Origin of the sequence: Winogradskya consettensis (assembly GCF_018332715.1) — a bacterium.
Classification (GTDB): domain Bacteria; phylum Actinomycetota; class Actinomycetes; order Mycobacteriales; family Micromonosporaceae; genus Actinoplanes; species Actinoplanes consettensis.
In genome coordinates, this window is sequence record NZ_BOQP01000003.1 from 340,483 (window position 1) to 366,273 (window position 25,791).

At 70.2% G+C, this 25,791-nt stretch carries 22 protein-coding genes; 16 read left to right on the plus strand and 6 right to left on the minus strand.

Annotated elements, in window-relative coordinates; genetic code table 11:
* Nucleotides 1–43 precede the first annotated feature (43 nt).
* Nucleotides 44–2,104, minus strand: coding sequence for a hypothetical protein (locus Aco04nite_RS03585; RefSeq protein ID WP_212995702.1), 2,061 nt, complete (start codon nucleotides 2,102–2,104; stop codon nucleotides 44–46).
* Nucleotides 2,105–2,237: 133 nt separating this feature from the next.
* Nucleotides 2,238–3,182, minus strand: a complete 945-nt coding sequence (locus tag Aco04nite_RS03590; RefSeq protein WP_212995703.1) for an LLM class F420-dependent oxidoreductase — start codon at nucleotides 3,180–3,182, stop codon at nucleotides 2,238–2,240.
* Nucleotides 3,183–3,269: 87 nt separating this feature from the next.
* Here Aco04nite_RS03590 and Aco04nite_RS03595 point away from each other — a divergent pair, with 87 nt between their 5' ends.
* On the plus strand, nucleotides 3,270–4,385 hold the full coding sequence (locus Aco04nite_RS03595) for an ABC transporter substrate-binding protein (protein WP_212995704.1): 1,116 nt from the start codon (nucleotides 3,270–3,272) through the stop codon (nucleotides 4,383–4,385).
* 3 nt (nucleotides 4,386–4,388) lie between these two features.
* The gene (locus Aco04nite_RS03600) at nucleotides 4,389–5,174 is read left to right on the plus strand and encodes an ABC transporter permease (protein WP_212995705.1); all 786 of its coding nucleotides are present in this window, start codon (nucleotides 4,389–4,391) and stop codon (nucleotides 5,172–5,174) included.
* A gap of 118 nt (nucleotides 5,175–5,292) precedes the next feature.
* Here Aco04nite_RS03600 and Aco04nite_RS03605 read toward each other — a convergent pair whose 3' ends face one another.
* Nucleotides 5,293–6,456 (minus strand): ABC transporter substrate-binding protein, encoded by a 1,164-nt coding sequence (locus Aco04nite_RS03605; protein ID WP_244875715.1) that lies wholly within the window; start codon nucleotides 6,454–6,456, stop codon nucleotides 5,293–5,295.
* A 485-nt stretch (nucleotides 6,457–6,941) separates the two neighbouring features.
* On the opposite strand from Aco04nite_RS03605, the gene Aco04nite_RS03610 reads away from it, so the two are divergent.
* The 4 genes from Aco04nite_RS03610 to Aco04nite_RS03625 are packed head-to-tail and all read left to right on the plus strand — an operon-like array spanning nucleotide 6,942 to nucleotide 11,614.
* Entirely contained in the window at nucleotides 6,942–10,193 is a 3,252-nt protein-coding gene (locus Aco04nite_RS03610) for a sensor histidine kinase (RefSeq protein ID WP_212995706.1), read from the plus strand.
* Entirely contained in the window at nucleotides 10,190–10,600 is a 411-nt protein-coding gene (locus tag Aco04nite_RS03615; RefSeq protein ID WP_203836371.1) for a roadblock/LC7 domain-containing protein, read from the plus strand. The genes Aco04nite_RS03610 and Aco04nite_RS03615 overlap by 4 nt, the downstream gene beginning before the upstream one ends.
* 50 nt (nucleotides 10,601–10,650) lie before the next feature.
* The gene (locus tag Aco04nite_RS03620; protein WP_203836370.1) at nucleotides 10,651–11,013 is read left to right on the plus strand and encodes a DUF742 domain-containing protein; all 363 of its coding nucleotides are present in this window, start codon (nucleotides 10,651–10,653) and stop codon (nucleotides 11,011–11,013) included.
* Nucleotides 10,994–11,614 (plus strand): GTP-binding protein, encoded by a 621-nt coding sequence (locus tag Aco04nite_RS03625; protein ID WP_203836369.1) that lies wholly within the window; start codon nucleotides 10,994–10,996, stop codon nucleotides 11,612–11,614. Before Aco04nite_RS03620 ends, Aco04nite_RS03625 begins: the two co-directional genes overlap by 20 nt.
* Nucleotides 11,615–11,726: 112 nt before the next feature.
* Here Aco04nite_RS03625 and Aco04nite_RS03630 read toward each other — a convergent pair whose 3' ends face one another.
* Nucleotides 11,727–12,851: a uroporphyrinogen-III synthase gene (locus tag Aco04nite_RS03630; RefSeq protein WP_212995707.1), complete on the minus strand. Its 1,125-nt coding sequence runs from the start codon at nucleotides 12,849–12,851 to the stop codon at nucleotides 11,727–11,729.
* A 639-nt stretch (nucleotides 12,852–13,490) separates the two neighbouring features.
* Here Aco04nite_RS03630 and rplM point away from each other — a divergent pair.
* The 3 genes from rplM to glmM all read left to right on the plus strand — a co-directional run bounded on the left by rplM (nucleotide 13,491) and on the right by glmM (nucleotide 16,060).
* Nucleotides 13,491–13,934 carry a 50S ribosomal protein L13 gene (gene rplM / locus Aco04nite_RS03635; protein WP_203836367.1) on the plus strand — a complete coding sequence of 148 codons (444 nt, stop codon included), beginning with the start codon at nucleotides 13,491–13,493 and terminating at the stop codon, nucleotides 13,932–13,934.
* A gap of 197 nt (nucleotides 13,935–14,131) precedes the next feature.
* Nucleotides 14,132–14,563: a 30S ribosomal protein S9 gene (gene rpsI / locus Aco04nite_RS03640; RefSeq protein WP_212995763.1), complete on the plus strand. Its 432-nt coding sequence runs from the start codon at nucleotides 14,132–14,134 to the stop codon at nucleotides 14,561–14,563.
* A 144-nt stretch (nucleotides 14,564–14,707) separates the two neighbouring features.
* On the plus strand, nucleotides 14,708–16,060 hold the full coding sequence (gene glmM / locus Aco04nite_RS03645) for a phosphoglucosamine mutase (RefSeq protein WP_212995708.1): 1,353 nt from the start codon (nucleotides 14,708–14,710) through the stop codon (nucleotides 16,058–16,060).
* A 61-nt stretch (nucleotides 16,061–16,121) separates the two neighbouring features.
* Here the strand turns inward: glmM and Aco04nite_RS03650 are convergent, their stop codons facing one another.
* On the minus strand, nucleotides 16,122–17,297 hold the full coding sequence (locus tag Aco04nite_RS03650; protein ID WP_212995764.1) for a pyridoxal phosphate-dependent aminotransferase: 1,176 nt from the start codon (nucleotides 17,295–17,297) through the stop codon (nucleotides 16,122–16,124).
* A 64-nt stretch (nucleotides 17,298–17,361) separates the two neighbouring features.
* Nucleotides 17,362–18,252, minus strand: coding sequence for an MmpS family transport accessory protein (locus Aco04nite_RS03655; RefSeq protein WP_212995709.1), 891 nt, complete (start codon nucleotides 18,250–18,252; stop codon nucleotides 17,362–17,364).
* Between the two features lie 199 nt (nucleotides 18,253–18,451).
* Between Aco04nite_RS03655 and glmS the strand changes: the two genes are divergently transcribed.
* From glmS to Aco04nite_RS03690, 7 genes are read left to right on the plus strand one after another with little or no spacing between them, the layout of a single operon-like run.
* Nucleotides 18,452–20,338, plus strand: coding sequence for a glutamine--fructose-6-phosphate transaminase (isomerizing) (gene glmS / locus Aco04nite_RS03660; RefSeq protein WP_212995710.1), 1,887 nt, complete (start codon nucleotides 18,452–18,454; stop codon nucleotides 20,336–20,338).
* Nucleotides 20,339–20,398: 60 nt separating this feature from the next.
* Nucleotides 20,399–20,767, plus strand: a complete 369-nt coding sequence (locus Aco04nite_RS03665) for a holo-ACP synthase (protein ID WP_203836363.1) — start codon at nucleotides 20,399–20,401, stop codon at nucleotides 20,765–20,767.
* A gap of 34 nt (nucleotides 20,768–20,801) precedes the next feature.
* Nucleotides 20,802–22,250 (plus strand): NAD(P)H-hydrate dehydratase, encoded by a 1,449-nt coding sequence (locus tag Aco04nite_RS03670; RefSeq protein ID WP_212995711.1) that lies wholly within the window; start codon nucleotides 20,802–20,804, stop codon nucleotides 22,248–22,250.
* Nucleotides 22,251–22,286: 36 nt separating this feature from the next.
* Nucleotides 22,287–23,417: an alanine racemase gene (gene alr, locus Aco04nite_RS03675; protein WP_212995712.1), complete on the plus strand. Its 1,131-nt coding sequence runs from the start codon at nucleotides 22,287–22,289 to the stop codon at nucleotides 23,415–23,417.
* On the plus strand, nucleotides 23,414–24,511 hold the full coding sequence (locus Aco04nite_RS03680) for an alpha/beta fold hydrolase (RefSeq protein ID WP_212995713.1): 1,098 nt from the start codon (nucleotides 23,414–23,416) through the stop codon (nucleotides 24,509–24,511). Before alr ends, Aco04nite_RS03680 begins: the two co-directional genes overlap by 4 nt.
* The gene (gene tsaE / locus Aco04nite_RS03685) at nucleotides 24,508–25,083 is read left to right on the plus strand and encodes a tRNA (adenosine(37)-N6)-threonylcarbamoyltransferase complex ATPase subunit type 1 TsaE (RefSeq protein WP_212995714.1); all 576 of its coding nucleotides are present in this window, start codon (nucleotides 24,508–24,510) and stop codon (nucleotides 25,081–25,083) included. The genes Aco04nite_RS03680 and tsaE overlap by 4 nt, the downstream gene beginning before the upstream one ends.
* Nucleotides 25,084–25,104: 21 nt before the next feature.
* Nucleotides 25,105–25,785, plus strand: a complete 681-nt coding sequence (locus Aco04nite_RS03690; RefSeq protein ID WP_212995715.1) for a uracil-DNA glycosylase — start codon at nucleotides 25,105–25,107, stop codon at nucleotides 25,783–25,785.
* Nucleotides 25,786–25,791 lie beyond the last annotated feature (6 nt).

Below are 25,791 nucleotides of genomic sequence, written 5' to 3' on the forward strand. Positions count from 1 at the left end.
CCCCGACGCATCATTACATTGATGTTCGCCTATGGGCTGCCGGTTACTTGCCCAGCTCGCTCACCCAGTCCACGTAATCCTCATCCTTGCGGCGACGAAGCCCGAACTTCCCTCGGCCCTTGTCTTCCTTAGGGAAGATCACCTCGGGGTCAGTCACCGGCGGGGCAATCGGCCGCGACAACCGTGGCGTCGTGTCGGCGGGATTCGTCCCGGCGCCAGAGTCAGGCGCGCTGCCAGACCCGGGCGCGCTGCCAGACCCGGGCGCGTTGCCGGACCCGGGCGCGTTGCCGGACCCGGGGCGGTTGGTGCGGCCTGAGGGGGTGCCCGGGGTGGAGCCGGCGGCTTTGGGGGCTTCGGGCGGGGTGATCGGGCGGGACAGGCGCGGCGGGGTGGCCGGGTGGGGCGGGGTGATCGGCTCCGGGCTGGGCAGGGGTGCGCTGATCGCTGTGGGCTCCGGGACCATGGGCTCGGCACGTCCCCGGCCCCGGCTGGGCGCCTGGCCATAACTGGACGCCGGCCCGTTGCCGGGCGTCTGGGCGTGGCTGGACGCCGGCCCATTGCTGGGCGCCTGGCTGTAGCTGGACGCCGGACCGCTGCTCGGCGTTTGGGCGTGGCTGGACGCCGGCCCGTGGCTGGTCGCGGGTGTGGGCGTGGCGGGGGAGGTGGGGGCGTTGCGGTTCCGGGAGGCCGGGCGCAGGTTGCGGGCTGCGCTGCCGCCGGTCGGGCGGTGCTGGGTGACTTCTGGTGGGAGCGGGCGGGTGGCGGGCTCCGGGACGTAGGGCAGGGCGGCGGCGGAGCTGTGGCGACTCTGGTGGGCGACGCCCTGTGGTGCAGGACCACCCTGATTGGCCGAGCCGCTCTGACTAGCCGAGCCGCTCTGATTGGCCGGTCCGCCGCGCTGGGCCGCGTTGGTCTGCCGGCCTGAGTCGCCGCGCTGGCCTGAGCTGGTCTGTTGCGGCGCGCTGTTGTGGCCGAAGCCGTCGAATGCTGAGGGCTGCTCGTGGGCGTATTCGCCGAGGGCGACGCTGTGCCTGGCTTCGGGTGCCGGGTGGTGGCTGCTGTCGGCGGGGGTGTCGAAGACCGCGGTGTCGGCGGGACGCAGTGGCGATCCGGCGGACGGGGTCCCGGGGGCCGGTGGGCCGGCAGGGGAGGTTGGCGAGGCGGCAGCGGCGATGGCGGATTCGTGGGCTTCGGGGCGGCGGGGGAGTGCTGGGCGGCCGTCGGTGGGGGCTTCCGGGTCGTCGTCCTGGGTGGGGGTGCGGCGGAGGACCGCGGCCAGGACCGAGCCGAGGACGCCGGCGCCGGTGGCCGTCATCGCTGCCCAGTATGGCGTCATCTGGTAACGGTCGGGTCCGGAGCCGGGGCCCGCGATCAGGTAGGCGAGCGTCAGCAGGGCTGGGCCGGGGAGGCCGGCCAGGGCGATCGTCAGGGTCGGGAGGCCGCGGCGGCGGGCGGCCCAGCCGAGGGCGAGACCCAGGAGCAGGGCCAGGGCGGGCATGGTGGCCAGGGCCGTGCGGGAGATGACCGAGGAGGAGAGGAAGGTCGCGTCGAGGACGCCGAGGCGGACGGCGGGGAGCGGGTCGGTCGGGGCCAGGGAGGACGAGACCGAGACGATTGCGACCACGCCGACCGCGATGCTCATGGCGGCGAGGCTCCAGCGGGCGACGGCCTGGGCCAGCGCGGCCCATGCGGCGAAGATGCCGATCAGGGCGCCTATCCCCGCGCAGATGGCGATCACCACGACCGGGTCCACGCCCGCGATCTGGGCGGTGCGGGCGGGCTGCATCGTGAGCGGGACCGCGACGGCCGCGCCCAGGGCCGCGGCGAAGGAGAGGGCCAGCTCGGTGCCGACGCCGCCGCGGAAGTCGGGGGACCAGCGGCGCAGGAGACGGGAGCCGACGACGGCGCCGACGACGGCGGCCACCATCGGGAACCAGGCGACCCAGGCGAGTTGCGCGGTCCATTGATCACGCGCGGTGACATCCACGACCCGGGTGAGGCGCACGATGCCGAGGCCGTACGCCATGCCGAGCTCGCCGGCGCCCGCGAGAGCGCCGACACCGAGGGTGGCCGACAACACCTTGGCCCAGGTCCGAAATGCCATGACCGGCAGGTTACGGAATGCGCCCCGGTGACCGCCAGTCCGGGAGGTAACTCTTAAGGCTTGGAAAAATTCTCATTAGGACGCATCGATGTGCGTCTTAAGTATCTTGACCTGCTCGATATACGCACAGTGACTATTTCAGCGCGCTGACGTGTGGGAGGACCCGCTCGGCGATCAGGTCGACATGGTCCAGGTCGGACATATCGATAACGCGGATGTGCACCCGGGAAGTGCCGATTTCGGCCAGTTCGCCGAGCCGTTGCACCAGAGCCTCCGGCGATCCGACCACCGGATCCTCGGGTGGCAGGGCGCTGGGCACGTGCAGGGGTGCGGCCCTGCGGCGGGCTTCCTCATCGGTACGCCCGATCGCGGCCACCACTCCCGCGGACAACGTCAACGGGCGATCGCCGGGTCGTGCGTACGTGTCACATGCTCGGCGTACCCGGATAAAGGCCGCAGCTGTCTCCGCGACCGACTTGAACGGCACGTTGTATTCGTCCGCGAAGCGGGCGGCCAGTTCCGGGGTGCGCCGGGGACCCTTTCCGCCGACGATCACCGGCGGGCCCGGGCGTTGGACCGGTTTGGGCAGTGCGGGCGCATCCAGCAGGCGATAGTGCTTGCCGTCGTAGGAGAAGGTCTCGCCGTCCGGCGTCGCCCACAGGCCGGTGATGATCGCCAGCTGCTCGGCCATCCGGTCGAAGCGCTCGCCGACCGGCGGGAACGGGATGCCGTACGAGGTGTGTTCGCGCTCGAACCAGCCCGCGCCCATGCCCAGCTCGATGCGGCCACCACTCATCGCGTCGGCCTGGGCGACCATGACGGCCAGCGGCCCGGGCGGCCGGAACGTCACGGAGTTGACCAGCGTGCCGAGCCGGATGCGGGACGTCTCACGGGCAAGCCCGGCCAGGGTGAGCCAGGCGTCGGTCGGGCCGGGCAGCCCCGGGTCGGCACCCATCGACTGGTAGTGGTCGGCGCGGAAGAAACCCTCGAAGCCGGCGTCCTCGGCGTGCCGGGCCAGTCGCAGCTGGTCGTCGTAGGTGGCGCCGCGGTGCGGCTCGATGAAAAGGCTGACGCGCATCGGCGACCCCTGAGGAAGGAAGAAGGTTGTCACTCGTCCGTGTCACCGCTGAGGTCACCCATCATATGGCCGTCCACAGTGTCATTGATGATCGACTCTTTCCCCTACGATTACGCCGCGAGTTTCTTGAATCACCACCTGTGGCGGTTGGAAAGGGACATAGTGCAGAGAAGATCATTTATCCGTACGCTCGGAGCGGCCGCACTGGCCACGACGGTTGCCGGGGCGGCCGGGTGCAGCGACGACGACACCGACGGCGGGCCCGGTGACGCCGGGGCGCTGGAGAAGATCACTTATCTGACCTCGTTCGGGACGTTCGGGCGCGACGCGTACGCGTACGTCGCCAAGGAGAAGGGCTACTTCAGCGACGCCGGCTTCGACGTCGACATCAAGCCCGGCAACGGCAGCCTCGAGAACGTCAAGGCGATCGTCGGCGGCACGGCCCAGTTCACCCCGATCGACCTCACCGGCGGGCTGCTCGCCGCGGGTGGCGCCAACGGCCAGCCCAAGGTCACCGGGTTCACCGCGGTCGCGGCGATCCAGCAGCGCACCATGGCGGCGATCATGTCGCTCGCCGGCTACGGCATCGGGACGCCCAAGGATCTCGAGGGCAGGACCATCGCGGACACGCCCGGCTCCGTCGTGCGCAACCTCTTCCCGACGTACGCGAAGCTGGCCAAGATCGACGCGTCGAAGGTGACGTTCGTCAACGGCACCGCGCAGACCCTGTTCGGCACGCTGGCGCAGCACAAGGTCGACGCCATCGGGCAGTTCGTCGTCGGCAAGCCCACCATCGAGGCCATCGCCAAGAAGGACGCGGTGCTGCTGCCCTACAGCGACGTGCTGCAGGACCTCTACGGCAACGTGCTGATCACCGGCGCCGACTACGCGAAAGCCAGCCCCGAGAAGGTCACGAAGTTCACCGAGGCCCTGCTCAAGGGGCTGCAGGACGCCGTCACCAAGCCTGAGGAGGCGGGCACGATCCTGCAGAAGTACGTGAGCACGGCGGTTCCGGCGTCGGCCGCGGCGGAGCTCACCCTGATGAATTCCTTCGTACGCTCGGAGTCCTCGGGCGTCCCCGTCGGCGCACTCGACACCGAGCGGGTCGCGCGCTGCATCGCGATCCTGCAGGGCGCGGGGCAGATCCCGACCGGCCTGAAGCCCCAGGACATCATCAGCTTCGACCTGGTTCCGAAGGCCTGAGCCGTGTCCGACGTCGCCACCCGCCGCAGCGTCGCGTCGCTGGTTCTGTGGCCCCTGCTGGGCCTGGCCGTCGCCGTCGGCGCCTGGTGGGCAGCCACCGTCGTGCTCGCGGTCAACCCGGTCGTCCTGCCGGCGCCGCCCGACGTGGCCGACGGCTTCGGGCGCTATTCGCGGACCCTGGTCGAGGAGGCATGGCACACGGCGGTGGCGACGCTGCTCGGCTTCGCGATCTCCGTGGTCGTCGGTGTGCTGATCGGGGTCGCCATCGCCGCCTGGCGCCCGTTCGAGCGGATGTTCTCGCCGCTGCTCGTGGCGTTCAACGCCGTGCCCAAGGTGGCGCTCGCGCCGCTGATGCTGATCTGGTTCGGCTACGGGCGTACCCCCGTGCTCGCCATGGCCTTCCTGATCTGCTTCTTCCCGATCGTGCTCTCCACCGCGACCGGTCTGACCAGCACCCCGTCCGAACTGGCCGAACTCGCCCGGTCGCTGGACGCCTCACGGGTGCAGACGTTCCGGTGGATCCGGTTGCCCGCCGCGCTGCCGCAGATCTTCGTCGGGCTCAGGATCGGCCTGCCGCTGGCGGTGATCGGCGTGGTCGTGGGCGAGATGCAGTACGGCGAGACCGGCCTCGGCATGATCATCGTGCAGACCAGCGGGCAGGGCGACACGTCGGCGGCGTTCGCGGCGATCGTGCTGCTCGCCGGTGTCAGCATCGTGCTGTATTACCTGCTCTCGCTGGTCGAACGGCTGACCCTGCCGTGGGTGCGGGCGACCACGTCGGTGCGCTGAGGTACTTCGGTGCGCTGAGGTACTTCGGTGCGCTGAGGTACTTCGGTGCGCTGACGGCGTACTGAAAAAGGCGCCGGACCAACGACGGTCCGGCGCCTTTCGCGGTGGTTCTGGCTGGTCAGCTCAGCAGGCGCCAGCGGCCGCTCCGTGCGACCAGCAGGGTGAGTGCCTGCGGCATCAGGCCGGAGTGGTTGTCCGGAGTGAGTCGCAGCGGGCCGGAGAGGCCGTCGGTCTGGGAGGTCTCGAGCACGTCCCGCAGGCGCTGGCGGTCGCCGCCGGCCCGGACCACCGCGTCGGCGATCAGGTCGACCGCGTCCGCGCCGAACGAGGCGACGCCGGAGTAGCTGCCGTAGCGGGAGGTGTAGTCCCGGAACCACTGCTTGCGGGCGGCCTTGGCCGGTGACGTCGCGATCACGTCGTCGATCGCGAGGATCTGGGTGAAGACCATCGTCGTGTTCTCGGTGGCCACCGCAGCCTCCTGCGGGACGAACAAGTCGTTCGCGGCGGCGGCGTCGAAGTAGACCTGACCCTTGAACTTGGCCGCCTTGGCGGCGGTGACGGCCGCCGTCGCCTGATCGGAACCGGTCAGGACGACCAGAGCGTCGGGCTTGTCGGCGGTCACGGTCTCGATCACCTGCGACACGTCGGTCGCGGTGGGCTTCACCGGCGCCGGCGCGATGACCGTGATCTGCGGCTTCTTCTGCAGCTCGGACACCAGATGGCTGCGTACGCCGTTGCCGTAGAGGTTGTTCGCGTAGACGATCGCGACCTTCTTCTTCCCGCTGCGGTCGAGCTCAGCGGTGAGCGCGGCGGCGCTGTCGGAGCCGTTCGGGCCGATCTTGAACAGGTACCGGCGGCTCTCGATCGGTGTGGCCACCTGGTCGGCGGCGGCCAGCGCGATTGTCGGGACGCGCTTGTCGTTGATCGTCTTGGCGGCGCCCACCACGCACTCGTCGCATTCGCCGGTGATGATCGCGGCGATGCCGGGGTCGTCCGCGAGCGTGCTGATGTTGCTCAGCGACTGCTTCGACTCCGACCTGTTGTCCATGACGCGCAGCTCGAGCTCGTGATCGGGGAGCTTGTTCGACGCGTTGATCTGCTCGATCCGCAGCTGGAGGGCGTCGGCGTACGCATTGTCCACCGCCGAGCCCAGTGCCAGGTCGGCGCCGATCACGATCTTGGTCCTGGTGCTGGCGTCGCTGTCCGAGCTGCAGCCCGCCAGAGCGGTCAGGATGAGCGCCGGGGCGGCGGCGAACGCCGTCATACGGCGGGGGAGCCTCACTGGGGGTGCCTCCTAGAGGGCGGAGACGGGACGTGATGTGTCCCGCAGAGCGCAACGTTGTCCGGTGTGGACCGCTCGAACACGGACAGTCCGTCCGTTCAACCGCGGCAAACCTTGCCAACGTGAGGGTCCCTGGTCAAGCTGCGTGGAAGGCGCTCTGCGGGATGTTGATCTCACATAGTGGTAGGAATCTTGATGGATGGCTGTAATTGTATCAATACGCTAAGTAATGAACGGCGTATCAGCGCACGTCAAAGCCGAGTCACTGTCGATTGTCGACCCGAACAGCCCATTGAATCCGGGTGCTGAACGCTTCTTCTGGGCTAAGTCGGACTTCCCAAACAGTTGCCGACTCTGATGAAATCGCGGCCGTGCCGCGTGCGGCATGTGCCTTGCCGCGAAAGTTCGGCCAGGACGCGTCCCAGGCCCGGCGGTGGACGTCCGGGCGAGTGACGAGATGCGGGGATGATCAGCGAGGAGATGTCGTGAGCACCGGATCTTCGACCCAGGCTTCGACCTATCCCGCGGGCTCCGCCGTCAGTCCTGCCTCCGGCAGTGACGACGGGGCGCGCGACGAGGGCAATAGCGGACTTGAGCGCCGCAGTCGTATTCCGAGACTTCAGGATGCGCGCATCCGATCGAAGCTCGCCCTCATTCTCTTCGTGCCTCTGGTGGCGGTTCTGGCCCTGGCGACGGTGCGGCTCGTGACGGTCGGCTTCCAGGCCGTGGACGCCAGCCGGGTGGAGGACCTGACCCGGCTCTCCACGGACATCTCGGACCTGACGCAGTCCCTCCACAAGGAGCGGATGGCCGCAGCCGAGTATCTGGCCACCCCCGGCGCCAAGCCGGACGGTTACAACGCGGTCATCTCGCAGAGTGATGACAAGATCGCGAAGTTCACCACGGACCGTCGCGGGCTGGACAGCCCGCCGGCCGCGATCGAGGACCGGCTCGTCCGGATCGACGACCACCTGCGCACCATGGACGCGACCCGGAAGAAGATCGCCGATCGCGACCAGATCGTCGTCTCCGAGGCGGTGCTCCGCTACGGCGTCGTCATCACCGACCTCGTCGGCTACGGCGAGGTGCTCGGGCAGTACGCCGGCGCGGGTGAGGTCGCCGACAGCCTGCGCTCGGTCTCCGCGTTCGCGCGGGCCAAGGCAGGCACCGCCGAGCAGGAAGCGGTCGGGTACGCCGCCCGCGTCTCCGGCGACATCAGCAAGGAACAGCTCAACGTCTTCACCGCGACGCAGACCGGCCAGCAGGAGGCGCTCGAGGCGTTCACCCTGGTAGCCACCGTCGACCAGCAGGCGCTCGTCGACCAGACGGTCACCGGTGACGCGGTCAACCTCGCCGACCAGACCACCACGTCGCTGACCCGTAACGCCGCGTCGGTGGCCCCCGAGGACATCACCAACTCCCTCGGCGCGGTCGTCGACCTGATGCGCTGGGCCGAGCAGGAGCTCGAAGCCGAGGCGCTGCAGGAGGCGATCGACGAGAGCACGACCGTCAGCCGGCAGGCAGCGGTCGAGGCCGGCCTGGTCGTGCTCACCCTGATCCTGGCCATCGCCTTGGCGGTCATGCTTGCTCGCTCGCTCAACCAGTCGCTGCGCCGGCTGCGTGAGGGTGCGCTCGCGGTGGCCAACCGCGACCTGCCCGACGCGGTCGCCCGGCTCCGTGACGTGCGTAACCTGGGTGACGGCGGCGCCGACGACATCATCCGGCAGGTCCGCGACCCGATCCGGATGACCAACCGGGACGAGATCGGCCAGGTCGCCCAGGCGTTCAACGTCGTCCACCGCGAGGCGGTCCGGATCGCGGCCGAGCAGGCCGCCCTGCGGACCAGCGTCTCGGCGATGTTCCTCAACCTGGCCCGCCGCTCGCAGAGCCTGGTCGACCGGATGATCGGCGAGCTCGACCAGATCGAGCGCGGCGAGGAGGACCCGAAGCGGCTCGCCCAGCTCTTCGAGCTCGACCACCTCGCCACCCGCATGCGCCGCAACGACGAGAATCTGCTGGTCCTCGCGGGTGCCGACTCCAGCGCACCGCGCCGCGAGGACGCCCTCGTGGTCGACGCCCTGCGCGCCGCCCAGTCCGAGGTCGAGCTCTACAACCGCATCGAGTTCGGCACGGTCGACACCGACATCTCCATCCAGGCGGTCGCCGTCAACGACGTCGTCCGGCTCGTCGCCGAACTGCTCGACAACGCGACCCGCTTCTCGCCGCCGAACACCATCGTGGTGGCCGACGGCCGCCGCATCCGCGACTACGTGGTGATCCAGGTCGAGGACCGCGGCCTGGGCATGTCCGAAGAGCAGATGGACAGCCTGAACCGGCGGCTCGCCGAGACGCCCGACGTCGACGTGGCGGCGTTCCGGCTCATGGGCCTGGCCGTGGTCAGCCGGCTCGCCAACCGCTACGGCATCCGCGTCGAGCTGCGCGCCAACATCGAGGGCGGCACGGTCGCCCAGGTGATCCTGCCGAACAGCATCGTCGAACTGCCCGGCAGCCGCCCCCTGGACCCGCCGTCACGCGGCAACCGCCAGCTCGACCCGGGCCCGGCCGGCTGGAACGACCCGATGGCCCTGAGCCGCTCCAGCTCGGCGACCGCGACCCTCCCGGCGATCTCGCAGGATCCCTGGCAGCAGCATTCCGGCGAGGACAGCTTCGTCCGGACGGGCTCAAGCGGCATCTCCGAGCCCCAGGCGCCGGCGCTCCCGGCACACCCGCTGCTCCCCGCGCAGCCGTCGCAGATGTCGTCGAACACGGGCGAGGGCTTCCCCACGCCGAACCGGCCCATGCTGCCGAAACGGGGCATGGAGGACCGCGTACTGCCGACCCGGGTCACCGCACCCGAGCCCGAGCCGGTGCGTACGCCCACGTTCGAGACCGCGGCGACCAGCAACCCGACGATGGCGTACCCGACGATGCAGCAGCGGGCCGCCGTCGACGTGCAGTCCACCCAGCAGGTCTCGCCGTCGGCAGGGTTCCCCGCACCGGAGCGGGCCGCGACCCCCAGCACCAACGGCTGGGGTGCGGCGCTCGCCGCGATGCCGCCCGCGCCGTCGGTTCCCGCCGCAGCTGTCCAGCAGGAAGAGCGCGCCGAGGCCGCCCCGATCTTCCTGCAGATGCAGCAGAGCTGGTTCAAGGGCCAGGAAGGCGAAAGCAGCGAGGAGTGGAGCATGCCGACAGCGGGCTACGCCCCACCACCCAACCAGCCCGGCGGTGCCGTCACGACGGCGCCCGCCCAGGCTCCCCAAGCAGCGGCGCCCAACGCCGCGCCGGAAGCCGCCATCCCGGCGGCTCAACCGGCCCCCGTTACTCCGGCGGCACCGGCGTCCCCAGCGCCGGCCGCGGCCCGTTCCGGAAACGCGGGGCAGAATGGATCGCGATCGGCGCAAGCCGGTCCGGACAGCGGTAGCCAGTCCCTCCCGCGGCAGCGCAGGTCTGCCGAGGATGCCTGGCGCACCGCCGCCGATGAAGGATGGCAGCGGGCGATGGCGGCAGCGGATCCCACCGTTACCGACACCACCCGCTCCGGGCTGCCCAAGCGGACACCCCAGGCACAGCTCGTGCCGGGCGGGGTGCAGACAACTCCGCTCGATCAACACCGGCGCAGCCCGGACCAGGTACGCGGACTCCTCTCCGCGTATCACCGAGGCGTGCAACGAGGGCGTACGGCCGGCAGTGAAGAAGCTGCCGCGGGCGCCCCTGCTCCGAAGGAGAACGGACAGTGACCAGGCCCCCCACCATGCAGGACATGGGCTGGCTGCTCAGCAACTTCGCCGACAGCGTGGCGGGTATCGCCCACGTGGTCGCGGTCTCCGCGGACGGCCTCTTGCTGGCCTCCTCGCGGGATCTGCCGGCGGACCGGGCCGACCAGCTAGCCGCGATCACCTCTGGCGTCGTCAGCCTCACCGACGGCGCGTCGCGGATGTTCAACGCCGGCGCAGTGCAGCAGACGATCATCGAGATGGACAGCGGGTATCTCTTCCTGATGTCCATCAGCGACGGTTCGTCGATGGCGGTCCTGGCGGCTCGCAGTTGCGACGTCGGTCAGGTCGGCTATGAGATGGCGCTGCTGGTCGAGCGTGTCGGCGCGGCACTCGTGCCGGCTCCGCGCGAGGCCGTTGCCAACCACTGAGTTGCGTCCCCAAGCGCATCCGATGACTGCCGGAAGGAGGTGCCCGCACGATGGGACAGCCGAATGACCCGCGCGGAAATTTGGTCCGGCCGTACGCGGTCACCCGGGGCCGGACGGAACCGCGCCGGGACATACCGATTGAAGCGGTCCTGGTCGCCAGCCAGGCCGCTGTGCAGGAGGCCCGGTTCGCCGGGCATGACAAGTACCGCATCGCCGTGCTGTGTGAGCCACGGGCGCAGTCGTTGGCCGAGATCGCGGCCTACAGCAGGCTCCCGCTGGGCGTCGCCCGGGTACTCGTCGCCGACATGGTCGCCGACGGGATGCTGTCGCTGCACAGCGCCGCTCCCAAGGAAGGGTTCACGGAGCGGATGGATCTGCTGGAGAGGGTGTTGAGTGGACTTCGCAAGCTCTAAGCGGGCGGGGGCGCAACCCAAGGAGATCACCTCCGCGAAGATCGTCGTCGCCGGTGGCTTCGGCGTGGGCAAGACGACGCTTGTCGGCGCGGTCTCCGAGATCGAACCCCTGACCACCGAGGCCGTGATGACCTCGGCGGGGCAGGGCATCGACGACGCGTCCAAGGTGCCGGGCAAAGAGACGACCACGGTGGCGATGGACTTCGGCCGCATCACCATGGCCGACGACCTGATCCTGTACCTGTTCGGAACACCGGGCCAGACCCGCTTCTGGTTCATGTGGGACGAACTCATCCGCGGTGCGGTCGGGGCGGCTGTCCTGGTGGACACCCGCCGGATCTCCGACGCCTTCGCGCCGCTCGACTATTTCGAGAATCGCCACCTGCCTTATCTGGTGGCGCTCAACTGCTTCGACGGAGCTCCCCGGTACGAGCCGGAAGAGGTCCGCGAGGCTTTGGCCATCTCGCCGAACGTGCCCCTGATCCTGACCGACGCCCGTAACCGGGAATCGGTCAAGCAGGTGCTCGTGGGTGTCGTGGAACACGCGATGCGCACGTTGGTGGCCGAGCAGGGACGTGGTTTTCCGGCTCCGGTCGGCTGATCCGGCGCCGACCCTTCGCGGTCGGCGCCGGTCATTGGTTCTTCCCCAGGTTGGCTCGTGCCTCGCACGGGCCTCCTGTGCTGCGCGCCCACCATCCGGCGCGCATTTTTTGTCAGCTGGGGAGTCGGTACCCGCGTTTGACCACGGTCTGGATCACGCCGGGCGTCCCCAGGCCGGCGCGGAGACGCGCGACCGCCATCTCCACCGCGTGCTCGTCCGCGCCCCTCGGCAGGGTGCGCAGCAGTGCCGCCCGGGAGAGCACCCGCCCCGGTGTCGTAGCCAGCGCCCGCAGCACCGCCATGGGTGCCGGCGCGAGCGGCTTCAGGTCACCGTCGACGATCGCGGCGTGTCCCCGCAGGGTCAGCGAGTGGCCGGCGACCTCGATGCTCAGCGCCCGTTTCGGCAGCTCGTCCACGATCGTGCGGACCAGGGCGCTCAGCCGGGCGCGGGCGGGCGCCGTCACCGGGATGTCGTGCCTGCGCAGCGGGGCGGCCGTCACCGGGCCCACACAGGCGGCCAGGACATCCGTACGCAGCGCCTCGATCAGGGAATCGGTGCTCGGACCCGCCGCCTGCAGGAGCGCGCTGACGGCGGGCGCCGAGGTGAACGTCACCGCGTCCACCAGCCGCCCGGCGATCAGGTCGACGAGCCGGTGCAACGGTGCCGGGTCGATCGGCGCCGCCCAGCGGTAGACCGGAACCTCGATCACGCGGGCACCCGCGTCCTGCAGTGCCTCGGTGATCTCCGGCTGGCTCTCGCCGTGCAGCTGCATCGCCACCGTCAGGCCGGAGACGCCCCGCGCGGTCAGATGGTCGACGACTTCCTCGTAGCTCTCGCCCTCGGGCGACCACTGGTCCTGCAGGCCCGCGGAGCGCACGGCAGCCCGGGCCTTGGGCCCACGTGCGATGAGATAGGCGTGGGACAGCACCGCGCGCAGCGGCTCGGTCAGCCCCCAGCCCTCGGCGGCCTCGAGCCAGCCGCGCATTCCGATACCGGTGTTGACCAGCACGATGTCGGGGGGAGTCTCGAGACAGGCCCGGGTCGCGGCACGCAACTCCGCGTCGTCGGCGATCGGCACGATCCGCAGCGCGGGGGCGATCACCACTCGGGCGCCCCTGTTCTCCAGGAGCCCGGCGAGCTCGTCCCGGCGCCGGTCGGAGGTGACCCCGATCGTGTATCCGGACAGCGACGCCGTGGGCTCCTCGAGCGCCGAGGCCTTGATGATCGACCTACTCATTTTTTCCGAAAAGCCGCGGCGTGGCCGACCGGTCCACCGAAGGGCACGCTCGGATCCCGCCGTCCTCAGCGTCGACCCGCTCCCATGTCACGCCTGCGTTCACCGCCGTACCTCCGGCCGGCACACGCCGCAGCTTCCCTGCGCCGGAACGGTCACCCGTCCCAGCGGGCACCGCCAGGTCCGTCCTCAACCCTGGCGGTGGCTCGGGGGCGAGAATGCACCCGTGGGCGCTTCCGGGACGGAGCCCGGAATGCGTCATCGGGGAGAAAGCATCACTCGCCATGACGGAAGACTGCCGCCGGGGAATTTCGGACCCGGGTCCCGTATGTTTCGAGCCTGCTAAGAGGCATTCATCCCTTCGGCTCCCCTCGGCGGCTCTCCGTGGGGGCCGGCCGGGGCCAATCTTGAGCCCCGCTGTCGGCGTGCCGTGCGTCACCGCCTACTCTTAGACGGATAAGTTATGCGGTCCGTCGGTAGTGACGGGCCTCCTAGCCCGTTTTGACCGCGCGCCGCGCAGGCGGGTATTGTTGCCTGCTGTTGTGCGACAGCTGCGAGCGTCCCCTTTCAGGTACGCTTTATGTTCGTGCTTGCTACGGACCAGCGCGCGCCCCCAGACCGACGACGAGACAAGGTAATTCTGTGCGTACGTACAGCCCGAAGCCGGGTGAGATCGAGCGTCAGTGGCACATTATCGACGCTTCTGACGTCGTTCTGGGCCGCCTGGCCACCCACGCCGCCACGTTGCTGCGTGGCAAGCACAAGCCGACGTTCGCCCCGCACGTCGACACCGGCGACTTCGTAGTGATCATCAACGCCGGTAAGGTCGCGCTGACCGGCAACAAGCGGCAGACCAAGGTCGCTTACCGGCACTCGGGTTACCCGGGCGGCCTCAAGCAGATCGGCTACGAAGAGCTGCTGACCAAGCGCCCCGAGCACGCGGTCGAGCTTGCCGTCAAGGGCATGCTCCCGCACAACAAGCTCGCCCGCCAGGTCATCAAGAAGCTCAAGGTCTACCCGGGCGCCGAGCACCCGCACGCCGCGCAGCAGCCGGTGCCGTTCGAAATCAAGCAGATCGCGCAGTGAGCGCGGGCGAAGGAAACAGCATGTCCGACATCGTCGAGCCCGAGGTCGTCGAGACCGTCGAAGAGCCCGCTGAGACCGCTGAGGCTGTCGAGACGGCTGAGACCGCCGAAACGGCTGAGCCCGCTGCCGCTGAAACGGCTGAGCCCGCTGCCGCTGAGACGGTCGAGACCGTCGAAGAGCCCGCCGAGACCGTTGTCGTGGTCGAGGCGCCGGCCCCCGTCGTCCGCGTCGCCCGCCCGGGTGACCGCCCGATCCAGACCGTCGGCCGCCGCAAGGAGGCCATCGTCCGGGTGCGCCTCGTGCCCGGCAACGGCAAGATCACCTGCAACGGCCGCACGCTCGAGGAGTACTTCCCGAGCAAGGTGCACCAGCAGCTCATCCGTGAGCCGTTCGTGACCACCGAGAAGACCGAGCAGTTCGACGTGATCGCCAACCTCCGTGGCGGCGGCATCACGGGTCAGGCCGGCGCGCTGCGCCTCGGCATCTCCCGTGCGCTCATCACCGACGAGCCCGACGATCGTCCGGCGCTCAAGAAGGCCGGCTTCCTCACCCGTGACTCGCGGGTCAAGGAAAGCAAGAAGTACGGCCTCAAGAAGGCCCGTAAGGCTCCGCAGTACTCGAAGCGCTGATCGCAGCGCTCGACTTGCACCAGGTCTGAACGGGACGGCCGGGTGCGCCCCCTCGCTTGGGGCGCGCCCGGCCGTTTCGCATTTTCTTCCCCGAACGACACACCGGTCCGGCCGCGATCGCGATCGGCGAAAGGAAAGGCCGCCATGGGGCGACTCTTCGGCACGGACGGCGTACGCGCGCTCGCCAACGGTGAGCTACTCACCCCGGAGCTGGCGCTCTCGGTCGCGGTAGCGGCGGCTCGTGTGCTCATCGAGAGCGACCGGAGCCATATGCCGCTCGCCATCGTGGGCCGGGACCCACGCGCCAGCGGCGAGATGCTGGAGGCCGCCGTCGTGGCAGGCCTCACCAGTGCCGGGGCCAATGTCGTCCGGGTCGGGGTGCTGCCCACGCCGGCAGTCGCCTACCTGGTCGGGCAGACCCAGGCGGACCTCGGCGTCATGCTGTCCGCCTCCCACAACCCGATGCCCGACAACGGCATCAAACTCTTCGCCCCCGGTGGCCTCAAGCTGCCGGACGAGCTCGAGGAGCGCATCGAGACCGCGGTCGCCGACGGGCACGGCCTGGTCGGCCGCCCGACCGGTGCCGGTGTCGGCCGCGTCCACGACCTGCTCGACGGCGCGGAGCACTACATCAAGCACCTCGTCGCCTCGACCCCGCACAGCCTCGAAGGCATCAAGGTCGTCGTCGACTGCGCCAACGGCGCCGCCAGCGAGGCAGGCCCCACGGCCTACGAGGAAGCCGGCGCCACCGTGATCAAGATTCACGCGGAGCCGGACGGCCTCAACATCAACGAGGAATGCGGCTCCACCCACATGGAATCGCTGATCGAGACGGTCCTGCGCGAAGGCGCCGACCTGGGCCTGGCCCACGACGGGGACGCCGACCGCTGCCTCGCGGTCACCGCCTCGGGTGAAGTCGTCGACGGCGACCAGATCATGGCGATCCTGGCCCTGGCGATGCGCGACGCGGGCACCCTCACCGGCGACACCCTGGTCGCCACGGTGATGAGCAACCTCGGCCTGCGCCTGGCGATGAAGCAGGCGGGCATCCGCCTCATCGAGACCAAGGTCGGCGACCGCTACGTCCTCGAGGAGCTCAACGCCAACAACTACGCCCTCGGCGGCGAGCAGAGCGGCCACATCGTGATGCCCGCGTTCGCCACCACCGGCGACGGCGTCCTGACCGGCCTGCACCTCATGGCCACCATCGCCACCACCGGCAAGTCCCTGGCCGACCTCGCCTCGGTCGTCCACAAGCTCCCGCAGGTCCTGATCAACGTCAAGGTGAAGGACCGGGAAGCCGGCGCCAACGCTCCCACGGTCCAGGCCGCGGTGGCCCTCGCCGAGGCCGAACTCGGCGAAACCGGCCGGGTCCTGCTCCGCCCCTCGGGCACCGAACCCCTCGTCCGGGTCATGGTCGAGGCCGAGACCGAGGAACAGGCCCGCACGGTCGCCGAGCGCGTCGCGGCCGAGGTCGAGGGTGCCAGCCCCGCCTGATCCACCCGCCTTGAAGCACGCCGGTCCGCTCAGCGGGCCGGCGTGCCGCGTTTTGCCAGGGTCAGGCCAGGGTGCGGAGGCGTTGTGCCGCTTCGTCGATGACGTCCTCGCGTTTGCAGAAGGCGAAGCGGATCAGGTGGCGGCCCCGGTCCTGATGGTCGTAGAAGACCTGGGTGGGCACGGCGACGACACCGCAGCGGTCCGGGAGGGTACGGCAGAAGTCGACGCCGTCCGTGCCGCCCAGGGGTCTGATGTCGGCCGTGACGAAGTAGGTGCCCTCGGACGGCAGGAGCCCGAAGCCCGCGTCGGCGAGGCCGGCGACGAGGCGGTCCCGGCGGGACTGGAGGGTGTCCCGGAAGCCGGTGAAGTAGCTGTCCGGCAGGTTGAGGGCCACGGCTACCGCTGGTTGCAGGGGACCGGCGTTGACGAAGGTCAGGAACTGTTTCACGCGGAGCACGGATGACACGAGCGGGCCCGGTCCGGTGGCCCAGCCGACCTTCCAGCCGGTGCACGAGAAGGTCTTGCCCGCCGACGAGATCCGCAGGGTGCGCTCGTTCATCCCGGGGAGCGTGGCGAGTGGGACGTGCGGGGTGGACGCGTCGCTGAAGACGAGGTGCTCGTAGACCTCGTCGGTCACGGCGTACACATCGTGTTCCTGGCAGAGGCGTGCGATCAGGGTGAGCTCGTCCGGGGTGAAGACCTTGCCGGTCGGGTTATGCGGGGAGTTGAGCAGCATCAGCCGGGTCCGTGGCCCGAAGGCTGCCCGCAGCTCGCCCTCGTCGAACTCGTAGCGCCCGTCCGGCCCCGGGCGCAGCGTCACCACTCGCCGGACCGCCCCGGCCAGCGCGATGGAGGCGGCGTACGAGTCGTAGTAGGGCTCGAAGCACACCACCTCGTCGCCGGCCTCGCACAGCCCGAGAATCGCCGCGGCGACCGCCTCCGTCGCGCCGGCGGTGACCACGACCTCGGTGTCCGGGTCGTGGGTCAGGCCCCAGAACCGTTGCTCATGGGTGGCGATGGCCTGGCGCAGCGCGGGGATGCCCGGCAGCGGCGGATACTGGTTGGCGCCGGACCGCAGCGCCTCGGCGGCGGCGTCCAGCATCTCCGGAGGCCCGTCGGTGTCGGGGAATCCCTGCCCGAGGTTGACCGAGCCGGTCCGCGCGGCGAGCGCGGACATCTCGGTGAAGATGGTGGTGCCGAACGGGCGCATGCGGCCGACGAGCGGGTCCGCCGAGATCGACGAGGTCACATCCGCCACCCTACGGCGCGGCCCGCCGCCGGACGCGCCTCGAGCCTCCGGGTTACTGGACGATCTTGGTGCAGGCCGCGGTGTTGAAGGAGCCCGTGCTGGTCTTCTGAGCCACTTCCTCGCCGTTGACCTTGGTGACGCAGCTCAGGGTGCCCTCGGAGAGCCCGATCCTGACCGCGACGACGGAGACCACGGCCGGGCTGTTCGTCTTGACCGTGATGTGCCAGGGCAGCTGCTGGTTGCTGAGCTGCTTCGGGGTCCCGTCGTCCTTCTCGAGGTAGATGATGCGGACCGGCCCGTCGCCGGTCACCTCGTAGTCGACGGTGATCTCGGGACCTTCGCCCGGCAGGTCGGGCAGGCCGGGCAGATCGGTCGGGAGATCCGTCGGCAGGTCGGTGGGCAGGTCGGTCGGCACTACCGTCGGAATGTCCGGGACGTTCACCGAGTTGATCGTTTCCTTGGCCTTCTCGGTCGCCTTGTTGACCGCCAGCACCACCGCGGTGACCCCGCCCGCGCAGAGCAGCAGCGTGACCGCGATCAGCACGGCCACCAGAGGGGCCTTGCTCCGCTTCGGCCGCGGGCCCGGCTGCCCGTAGCCCGGTTGCTGATAACCCGGCGGAGGCCCCGGTGGCTGCCCATAGCCGGCCTGTCCATAGCCGGGCTGCTCGTATCCCTGCTGCTGGTACTGGGGCTGCTCGTATTGGGGCTGCTCGTATTGGGGCTGCTGGTACTGCGGCGGCTGGTGTTGCGGAGCGGCGGGGAACTGCTCGGTCCGCGGGTAGCCGTCCGGCGGTGCGCTCTGCGGGAGCGGCGCGTGGCCGGGCTGGAACTGCGGTGGCTGAGCGGAGAACGCGTCTCCTGACGGGGTCGACCAGGGCTGGCCCGAGGCCGGTTCCTCCGGCGGGAGGGGTCGGGTGGGGTCCGAGGGCGGTGGGTAGCTCATTCGACTCTCCTGGCAGGGCTTGTACCCGACGGTACGCGCTGCGTGCCAGCTCCGGATCACCCGGACGTGTCGCGATCGGCGCTGACCTGCGAGGCCATCGACGCAGCACCCATCAGCGGAGCCTTTCGATCACAAGGGGTGCGCGAAAGTATGCCTCTCGCGCATCCGTGATGAGCGAAAGTCCGCTACGCTGCCCCACATGTGTGGGATCGTGGGTTACGTGGGCAGCCGCCCGGCGCTGCAGATCGTTATCGATGGACTTCGGGGCCTCGAATACCGCGGATATGACTCCGCCGGTGTCGCGGTCGTCAACGACAAGGTCATCCTGACCGAGAAGAAGGCCGGGAAACTGGCGAATCTCGAAAAGGCCCTGGCAGAGCGCTCGAGTGACGGGATCGCCGTCGGGTCGACCGCCATCGGGCACACCCGCTGGGCGACCCATGGCGGCCCGACCGATCGCAACGCCCACCCGCACCTCTCGGCCGACGGCCGCGTCGCCGTGATCCACAACGGCATCATCGAGAATTTCTCCCGGCTGCGCGCCGAGCTCGAGGCGACCGGGGTCGAATTCGTCAGCGATACCGACACCGAGTGCGCCGCTCACCTGCTCGCCGCCGAGATGCGTGCCCTGCGTGATTCCGGCGACGGGCCCGAGGGTCCGCACCTGCTCGCCGAGGGCATGCGCCGCGTCGTGCGCCGCCTGGAGGGCGCTTTCACCCTGCTCGCCATCGACGTCGAGGTCCCCGACGCGGTGGTCGCCGCCCGGCGCAACTCGCCGCTGGTCGTGGGTCGCGGCGACGGCGAGAACTTCCTCGCCAGCGACGTCTCCGCCTTCATTGCGCACACCCGCGAGGCGATCGAGCTCGGCCAGGACCAGGTCGTCCTGATCACCCCGGGCGGCATCGAGATCACCGACTTCACCGGCGCGGTGGCCACCGGCAAGGAATTCCACATCGACTGGGACGCCTCGGCCGCGGAGAAGGGTGGTTACGACTACTTCATGCTCAAGGAGATCGCCGAGCAGCCGCAGGCCATCGCGGACACCCTGCTCGGGCGGCTCTCCGAGCGCGGCGACATCGTCCTCGACGAGGTGCGCCTCACCGACCAGGACCTGCGCGACGTCGACAAGGTCTTCATCGTCGCCTGCGGCACGTCCTATCACGCCGGGATGGTCGCCAAGTATGCGATCGAGCACTGGGTGCGCATCCCGTGCGAGGTGGAGCTGGCCAGTGAGTTCCGCTATCGCGACCCGATCCTGGACCGCTCCACCCTGATGATCGTGATCAGCCAGTCCGGCGAGACCATGGACACGCTGATGGCGTTGCGGCACGCCAAGGAGCAGAAGGCCCGGGTGCTGGCCATCTGCAACACCAACGGCTCCACGATCCCGCGTGAGTCGGACGCCGTGCTCTACACCCATGGCGGCCCCGAGATCGCCGTGGCGTCCACCAAGGCATTCGTCACCCAGCTGGTCGCCTGCTATCTCATCGGCCTGCACCTCGCGCAGATCCGTGGCGTCATGTACGCCGACGAGGTCGCCGCCGTCGTCTCCCGGCTGCGCCGCACCCCGGACAACCTCCGGGAGCTGCTGACGCGGATGGAGGACGTGCGCGAGCTGGCCCGCGACCTCAAGACCGCGTCGACCATCCTCTTCATCGGGCGCCACGTCGGGTTCCCGGTGGCCCTCGAGGGCGCGCTGAAGCTCAAGGAGCTCGCCTACATGCACGCCGAGGGCTTCGCGGCGGGTGAGCTGAAGCATGGGCCGATCGCCCTGATCGACGAGGGCACGCCGGTGGTGTGCGTGGTGCCGTCGCCGGCGGGTCGCGGCGTCCTGCGGGACAAGGTCGTCTCGAACATCCAGGAGGTGCGGGCCCGTGGCGCCCGCACGATCGTCATCGCGGAGGAGGGCGACGACGAGGTCGCCGCCTATGCCGACCACCTGATCCTCGTGCCGCGTACGCCCACGTTGCTCGCGCCGCTCATGACCGCCGTGCCGCTGCAGATCCTCGCCTGCGAGATCGCCGCCGCCCGGGGCCACGACGTCGACCAGCCGCGCAACCTGGCGAAATCCGTGACGGTCGAATAGCACGGCCGGGGGTCTCGAGGCGCCCGGCTGTGGATGAGCCGTCCCGATAGGCTTGACCGTGTGATCGTGTCTGTCGGGATCGATGTGGTGCTGGTGGAGAGGTTCGCCAAGGCGCTGGAACGCACGCCCATGCTCGCGGACCGGCTCTTCAGCGACTCGGAGCGGCTGACGCGGTCGGGAAACCCCCGCTCGCCCGAGTCGCTGGCGGCCAGGTTCGCGGCGAAAGAGGCAGTGGCCAAGGCCCTCGGCGCCCCGGGTGGCCTGCGCTGGCACGACTGTGAGGTCGTCTCCGACCCGGACGGCCGGCCCTGGCTGACCGTGTCGGGCACGGTCGCCGCGGTCGCCGCCGAGCGCGGCGTCAACCGCTGGCACCTGTCGCTCTCCCACGACGGTGGCATCGCCTCGGCCATGGTGGTCGCCGAGGCCTGAGCGGGCCAGGGAATCCAGACCCTAGGGAGCACGGATGCGGCAGGCATGGCGGGTGGCCGACGTACGGTCGGCGGAGAAAGCACTGATGGCGACGGTCCCGGACGGGACCCTCATGCAGCGGGCCGCCGCGGGCCTGGCACGCCGGTGCGCGCTGCTGCTCCACGAGAGCGGCGGCGTCTACGGCGCGACAGTGGTGCTGCTGGTGGGCAGCGGTGACAACGGCGGCGATGCGCTTCTCGCGGGGGCGCGGCTGGCGGCGCGCGGTGCCCGGGTGCTCGCGATCCTGCTCCGGCCCGAGCACGTGCATCTCGCGGGGCTCAAGACGCTTCTCGACGCGGGTGGGCGGGTCATCGAGGAGCTGCCGGCCCGTGCGGATCTGGTGATGGACGGCATCGTGGGCATCGGCGCGACCGGTGGCCTGCGGCCCCCGGCGGCGGCGCTGGTCAAGGGGCTCCCCGAGCTTCGGGGCCGGGACGGCGCGCGAGCACCGGTGGTGGCGGTGGACGTGCCGAGCGGTGTGACGGTCGACACCGGCGACGTGCCGGGGGACGCCGTGCACGCGGACATCACGGTGACTTTCGGATGCCTCAAACCGGCACACGTGGTGGGTCCTGCCGCGGCCCTGGCGGGTCACGTGGAACTCGTCGACATCGGGCTGGGTGCGACGCTGCACGCGGCTCCCGCCGTACGCGTACCCGACGCATCCGACATCGCCGAGTGGTGGCCGCGCCCCTCCGCGTCCTCCGACAAGTACTCCCGCGGCGTGGTCGGAGTGGCCACCGGATCCGCGCAGTACCCGGGCGCCGCGGTGTTGTCGGTCACCGGTGCGCAGGCCGGCCCCGCCGGCATGGTGCGTTACGCGGGCAGCGCCAGCCGGGAAGTGCTGCGGAAACATCCCTCGGTCGTTGCGGCCGAGCGGGTCGCCGACGCGGGACGCGTGCAGGCCTGGGTGTGTGGTTCGGGGCTCGGAACCGATGACGACGCTCGGACCGAGCTGCGCAGCGTCCTCGCGACGTCGCTGCCCGTGCTGCTCGACGCGGACGCCCTGACCCTGCTGGTCGGCGGTCAGCACGCCGCTGACCTGCGACGGGACGCACCTTTGGTGATCACGCCGCACGACGGCGAGTTCAAGCGGCTTGCCGGGGAGGCTCCCGGGCCGGACCGGATGGCCGCTGCCCTCAAGCTCGCGTCGTGGATCAACGCGGTGGTGCTGCTCAAGGGCGACCGGACCATCGTGGCGACGCCCGCCGGCGAGGTGTGGGCCAACCCGACCGGCAGTTCCGTGCTGGCCACGGCCGGTTCCGGGGACGTGCTGGCGGGGTTGCTGGGCTCGTTGCTGGCGGCCGGGGTGCCCGCGGAGAAGGCCGCGGTGATGGCCGCGTACGTCCATGGTCTGGCCGGCCGGCGGGCAGCTGAGGACGGGCCGGTGACCTCTGCCGATGTGGCGGAAGCGCTTCGTCCCGTCCTCGCCGACCTGCTGTGATCCGTTTCTGTCACACCCATCAGTAGGCTGATGAACATGTGGCAGGCCGAAGTTCGCGTCGATCTGGACGCCATCCGGGACAACGTCGCGACCCTGCGGGCGGGCACGACCGCTGAGGTCATGGCCGTGGTCAAGGCCGACGGTTACGGGCACGGCATGCTGCCCGTCGCCCGCGCGGCCCTGGCCGGGGGCGCGACGTGGCTGGGCGTGGCGACCCTCGACGAGGCGCTGACGTTACGCCGGGCCGGGATAACGGCGCCGGTGCTGGCCTGGCTGCACTCACCCGGGCTCGCGCTGCACGAGGGCGTCGAGGCGGAGGTCGACCTCAACGCGGGGAGCCTCGAGCTGCTCGGTGAGCTGGTTGCCGCTGCCCGGCGGGCTGGGCGGGCTGCCCGCGTACATTTGAAGATCGATACTGGTCTGGCCCGCGGTGGCGCGACGCCGGCGGAATGGCCGGCCCTGGTGGAGGCCGCGGCGAAGGCGCAGGCCGACGGTGATCTCGAGATCGTCGGGGTCTGGAGCCACTTCGTCCGCTCGGACGAGCCCGGCCACGAGATGATCGACCAGCAGCTCGCGATCTTCGCCGAGGCGCTGGCGACCGCGGAGCGTTACGGCATCGAGCCGCGCTATCGCCACATCGCCAACTCGGCGGCCACGCTGACCCGGCCCGACTCCCACTATGACCTGGTCCGGCCCGGTCTGGCGATCTACGGGCTCTCGCCGTTGCCCGGGTCCCAGCCGGCCGGCCTGCGCCCGGCGATGACCGCCCGCGCCCGGATCGCGCTCACCAAACGGGTTCCGGAAGGCCAGGGCGTTTCCTACGGGCACGCCTACCACACCGAGCGGGAGACGACGCTCGCCCTGGTGCCGATCGGTTATGGCGACGGGGTGCCCCGGCACGCGTCCAATGTGGGCCCGGTGCTGCTCGGCGGCGCGGTGCGCACGATCGCCGGCCGCGTCTGCATGGATCAGATCGTGCTGGACGTCGGGGACGATCCGGTCCGGGCGGGCGACGTGGCGACCCTGTTCGGGCCCGGCACGGACGGCGAGCCGACGGCCACGGACTGGGCCGAGGCGATCGGCACGATCAACTACGAGATCGTGACCAGGTTCGGCGGGACGCGCGTCCCCCGCGTCTATGACGGTACGGCCGGGGAGGTCGCATGAGTCCCGCCAAGCTGCCGGCCAAAGCCAAGTTGCCGGCCAAACGGGTGAAGCAGGTCGGCATCGCCGGGGCCGTCGTCGGCATCGCCGCGGCCGGGCTCGCCACCGCGTTCGCCGTCGAGCGGGCGCTGGTCCGCAAGTCGCTCAACGTCCCGGGCGATCCGCACGCCGACGAGGAGTTCAACGACCAGGCGTTCGACGAGGAGCTCACCGTCACCGCCGCCGACGGCACCGACCTGCACGTCGAGATCGTCGAGGCGAAGCACCCGGCCGGCAAGCCGACGATCGTGTTCGTGCACGGCTTCGCCCTGGACATGGGCACCTTCTACTTCCAGCGGCAGGTGCTCACCGAGCGCGGCGACCAGCGGATGGTCTTCTACGACCAGCCCGGCCACGGGCGGTCCAGCCGGTTGAAATCCGGCGACTACGACATCGCGGCGCTGGGCAAGTCACTCGCGGCCGTGCTCGACGCGACCGTCCCCGACGGCCACATCATCCTCGTCGGACACTCCATGGGCGGCATGACGATCATGGCGTTCGCCGAGCAGTATCCGGAGTGGTTCGGCCGGCGGGTGACCGGTGTCGTGCTGATGTCGACCTCGGCGGGCCTGATCGACAAGTCGAAGCTGGGCCTGCCCACGCTCGTGGCCCGCGCGAGCGCGCCGTTCTTCCCGCTGTGGGGAGTCTCGGCCCGGCTCGGCGGCGGTGCCATCGACCGCGCCCGGGTCGTCTCGTCCGACCTCGCCTGGCTGCTCACCCGCCGTTACGGCTTCGGCGACTCGCGGCCCAGTCCCTCGTTGGTCACGTTCGTGGAGCAGATGAACTCCAAGACGTCGGTCGAGACGCTGACCAAGTATCTGCACACGCTCTACACCCACAACCGGTTCCCGGCGCTGTCGGCGCTCAAGGGTGTGCCGGTGCTGGTCCTGGTCGGCACGAAGGACTATCTGACCCCGGTGACGCACTCCGAGGAGATCCTCCGGCATCTCCCCGAGGCGGAGCTGGTGAAGATCGACAACAGCGGCCACGTGGTCATGCTGGAGAAGGCGGACGAGGTGAACGCGGCACTACTCCCGTTCCTGGACAGGATCTCATGACGACCACCGGCATCCGCCTGTCCACCGTGGAGGAGACCCGGGCCTTCGGCGAGCGGCTGGCCGCTCTGCTGTGCCCCGGTGATCTCCTGCTGCTCACCGGCCCGCTAGGCGCCGGCAAGACCGCGCTGGTCCAGGGCATCGGCGCGGGGCTCGGGGTGCTCGGCGCCGTCACCTCGCCGACCTTCGTGATCGCCCGCGTGCACCGGCCCGACCCGGCGCGCGGCGGCACGGTCCCGCTGGTGCATGCCGACGCGTACAGGCTCGGCGACGCGGCCGACCCGCGTGCGGAGATCGACGACCTCGACCTGGACGCCTCGGCCGACGACGCCGTCACGGTCGTCGAGTGGGGCGCCGGCCTGGTCGAGCAGCTCAACGACGAATACCTCGCCGTCCGCATCGACCGCCTCGACGACGACACCCGCGTCATCGACCTCGTGCCGCACGGCGGCGACTGGGCCGCGCGCCTGAAGGACGGCGATTGGGCCACGCGCCTGAAGGACGGCGATTGGGCCACGCGCCTGAAGGACGGCGACTGGGCCGCGCGCTTGAAGAAAGCGACGGAACTGCCATGACCATCGGAAACCGGAGATGATGTGAATCTGACCGAGCTGCTCCCACCCGCCTGGCGCGCGGAGTTGACGCCGTTCCTCGACCCCGCCGCGACCGGGGCGCTGGGTGCCTTTGTCGCCGGGGAGTACGAGACGCAGACCGTCTACCCGCCGATCGAGGACCTCTTCGCGGCCTACCGGCTCTGCGCGCCGGAGCAGACGAAGGTGCTGCTGCTGGGCCAGGACCCCTACCACGGTCCGGGCCAGGCGCACGGGCTCAGCTTCAGCGTGCGCGACGGTGTCCGGGTGCCGCCCTCGCTGCGCAACGTCTACAAGGAGCTGGCCGAGGACGTCGGTGTGCCGCCCTCGGCGAGCGGGGACCTCACCGGGTGGGCGAAGCAGGGCGTTCTGCTGCTCAACGCGGTCCTGACGGTGCGGGCGAAGTCGGCGGCGTCGCACAAGAACAAGGGCTGGGAGGTGTTCACCGACGCCACGATCCGGGCCCTCAACGCCCGCGACGAGAAGATCGTGTTTCTGCTCTGGGGCACGTACGCCCGCAAGAAGGCGGCCCTGATCACCAACCCCGTCCACACCGTGATCGAGTCGGGCCATCCGAGCCCGATGAACGGCGGCCGGGAGTTCTTCGGCGCCCGGATGTTCAGCGCGGCCAACAAGGCTCTCGCCGACGGTGGTCGCCCGGTGATCGACTGGGACCCGCGTAACTGACACCCC

Coding starts and splice junctions, on each gene's coding strand:
- glmM (WP_212995708.1), top strand. CDS start 14,708: ATGGGGCGACTCTTCGGCACGGACGGCGTACGCGCGCTCGCCAACGGT.
- alr (WP_212995712.1), top strand. CDS start 22,287: ATGTGGCAGGCCGAAGTTCGCGTCGATCTGGACGCCATCCGGGACAAC.
- tsaE (WP_212995714.1), top strand. CDS start 24,508: ATGACGACCACCGGCATCCGCCTGTCCACCGTGGAGGAGACCCGGGCC.
- Aco04nite_RS03630 (WP_212995707.1), bottom strand. CDS start 12,851: ATGAGTAGGTCGATCATCAAGGCCTCGGCGCTCGAGGAGCCCACGGCG.
- Aco04nite_RS03680 (WP_212995713.1), top strand. CDS start 23,414: ATGAGTCCCGCCAAGCTGCCGGCCAAAGCCAAGTTGCCGGCCAAACGG.
- Aco04nite_RS03620 (WP_203836370.1), top strand. CDS start 10,651: ATGGGACAGCCGAATGACCCGCGCGGAAATTTGGTCCGGCCGTACGCG.
- Aco04nite_RS03595 (WP_212995704.1), top strand. CDS start 3,270: ATGATCGACTCTTTCCCCTACGATTACGCCGCGAGTTTCTTGAATCAC.
- Aco04nite_RS03590 (WP_212995703.1), bottom strand. CDS start 3,182: ATGCGCGTCAGCCTTTTCATCGAGCCGCACCGCGGCGCCACCTACGAC.
- Aco04nite_RS03670 (WP_212995711.1), top strand. CDS start 20,802: ATGCGGCAGGCATGGCGGGTGGCCGACGTACGGTCGGCGGAGAAAGCA.
- Aco04nite_RS03655 (WP_212995709.1), bottom strand. CDS start 18,252: ATGAGCTACCCACCGCCCTCGGACCCCACCCGACCCCTCCCGCCGGAG.
- Aco04nite_RS03585 (WP_212995702.1), bottom strand. CDS start 2,104: ATGGCATTTCGGACCTGGGCCAAGGTGTTGTCGGCCACCCTCGGTGTC.
- glmS (WP_212995710.1), top strand. CDS start 18,452: ATGTGTGGGATCGTGGGTTACGTGGGCAGCCGCCCGGCGCTGCAGATC.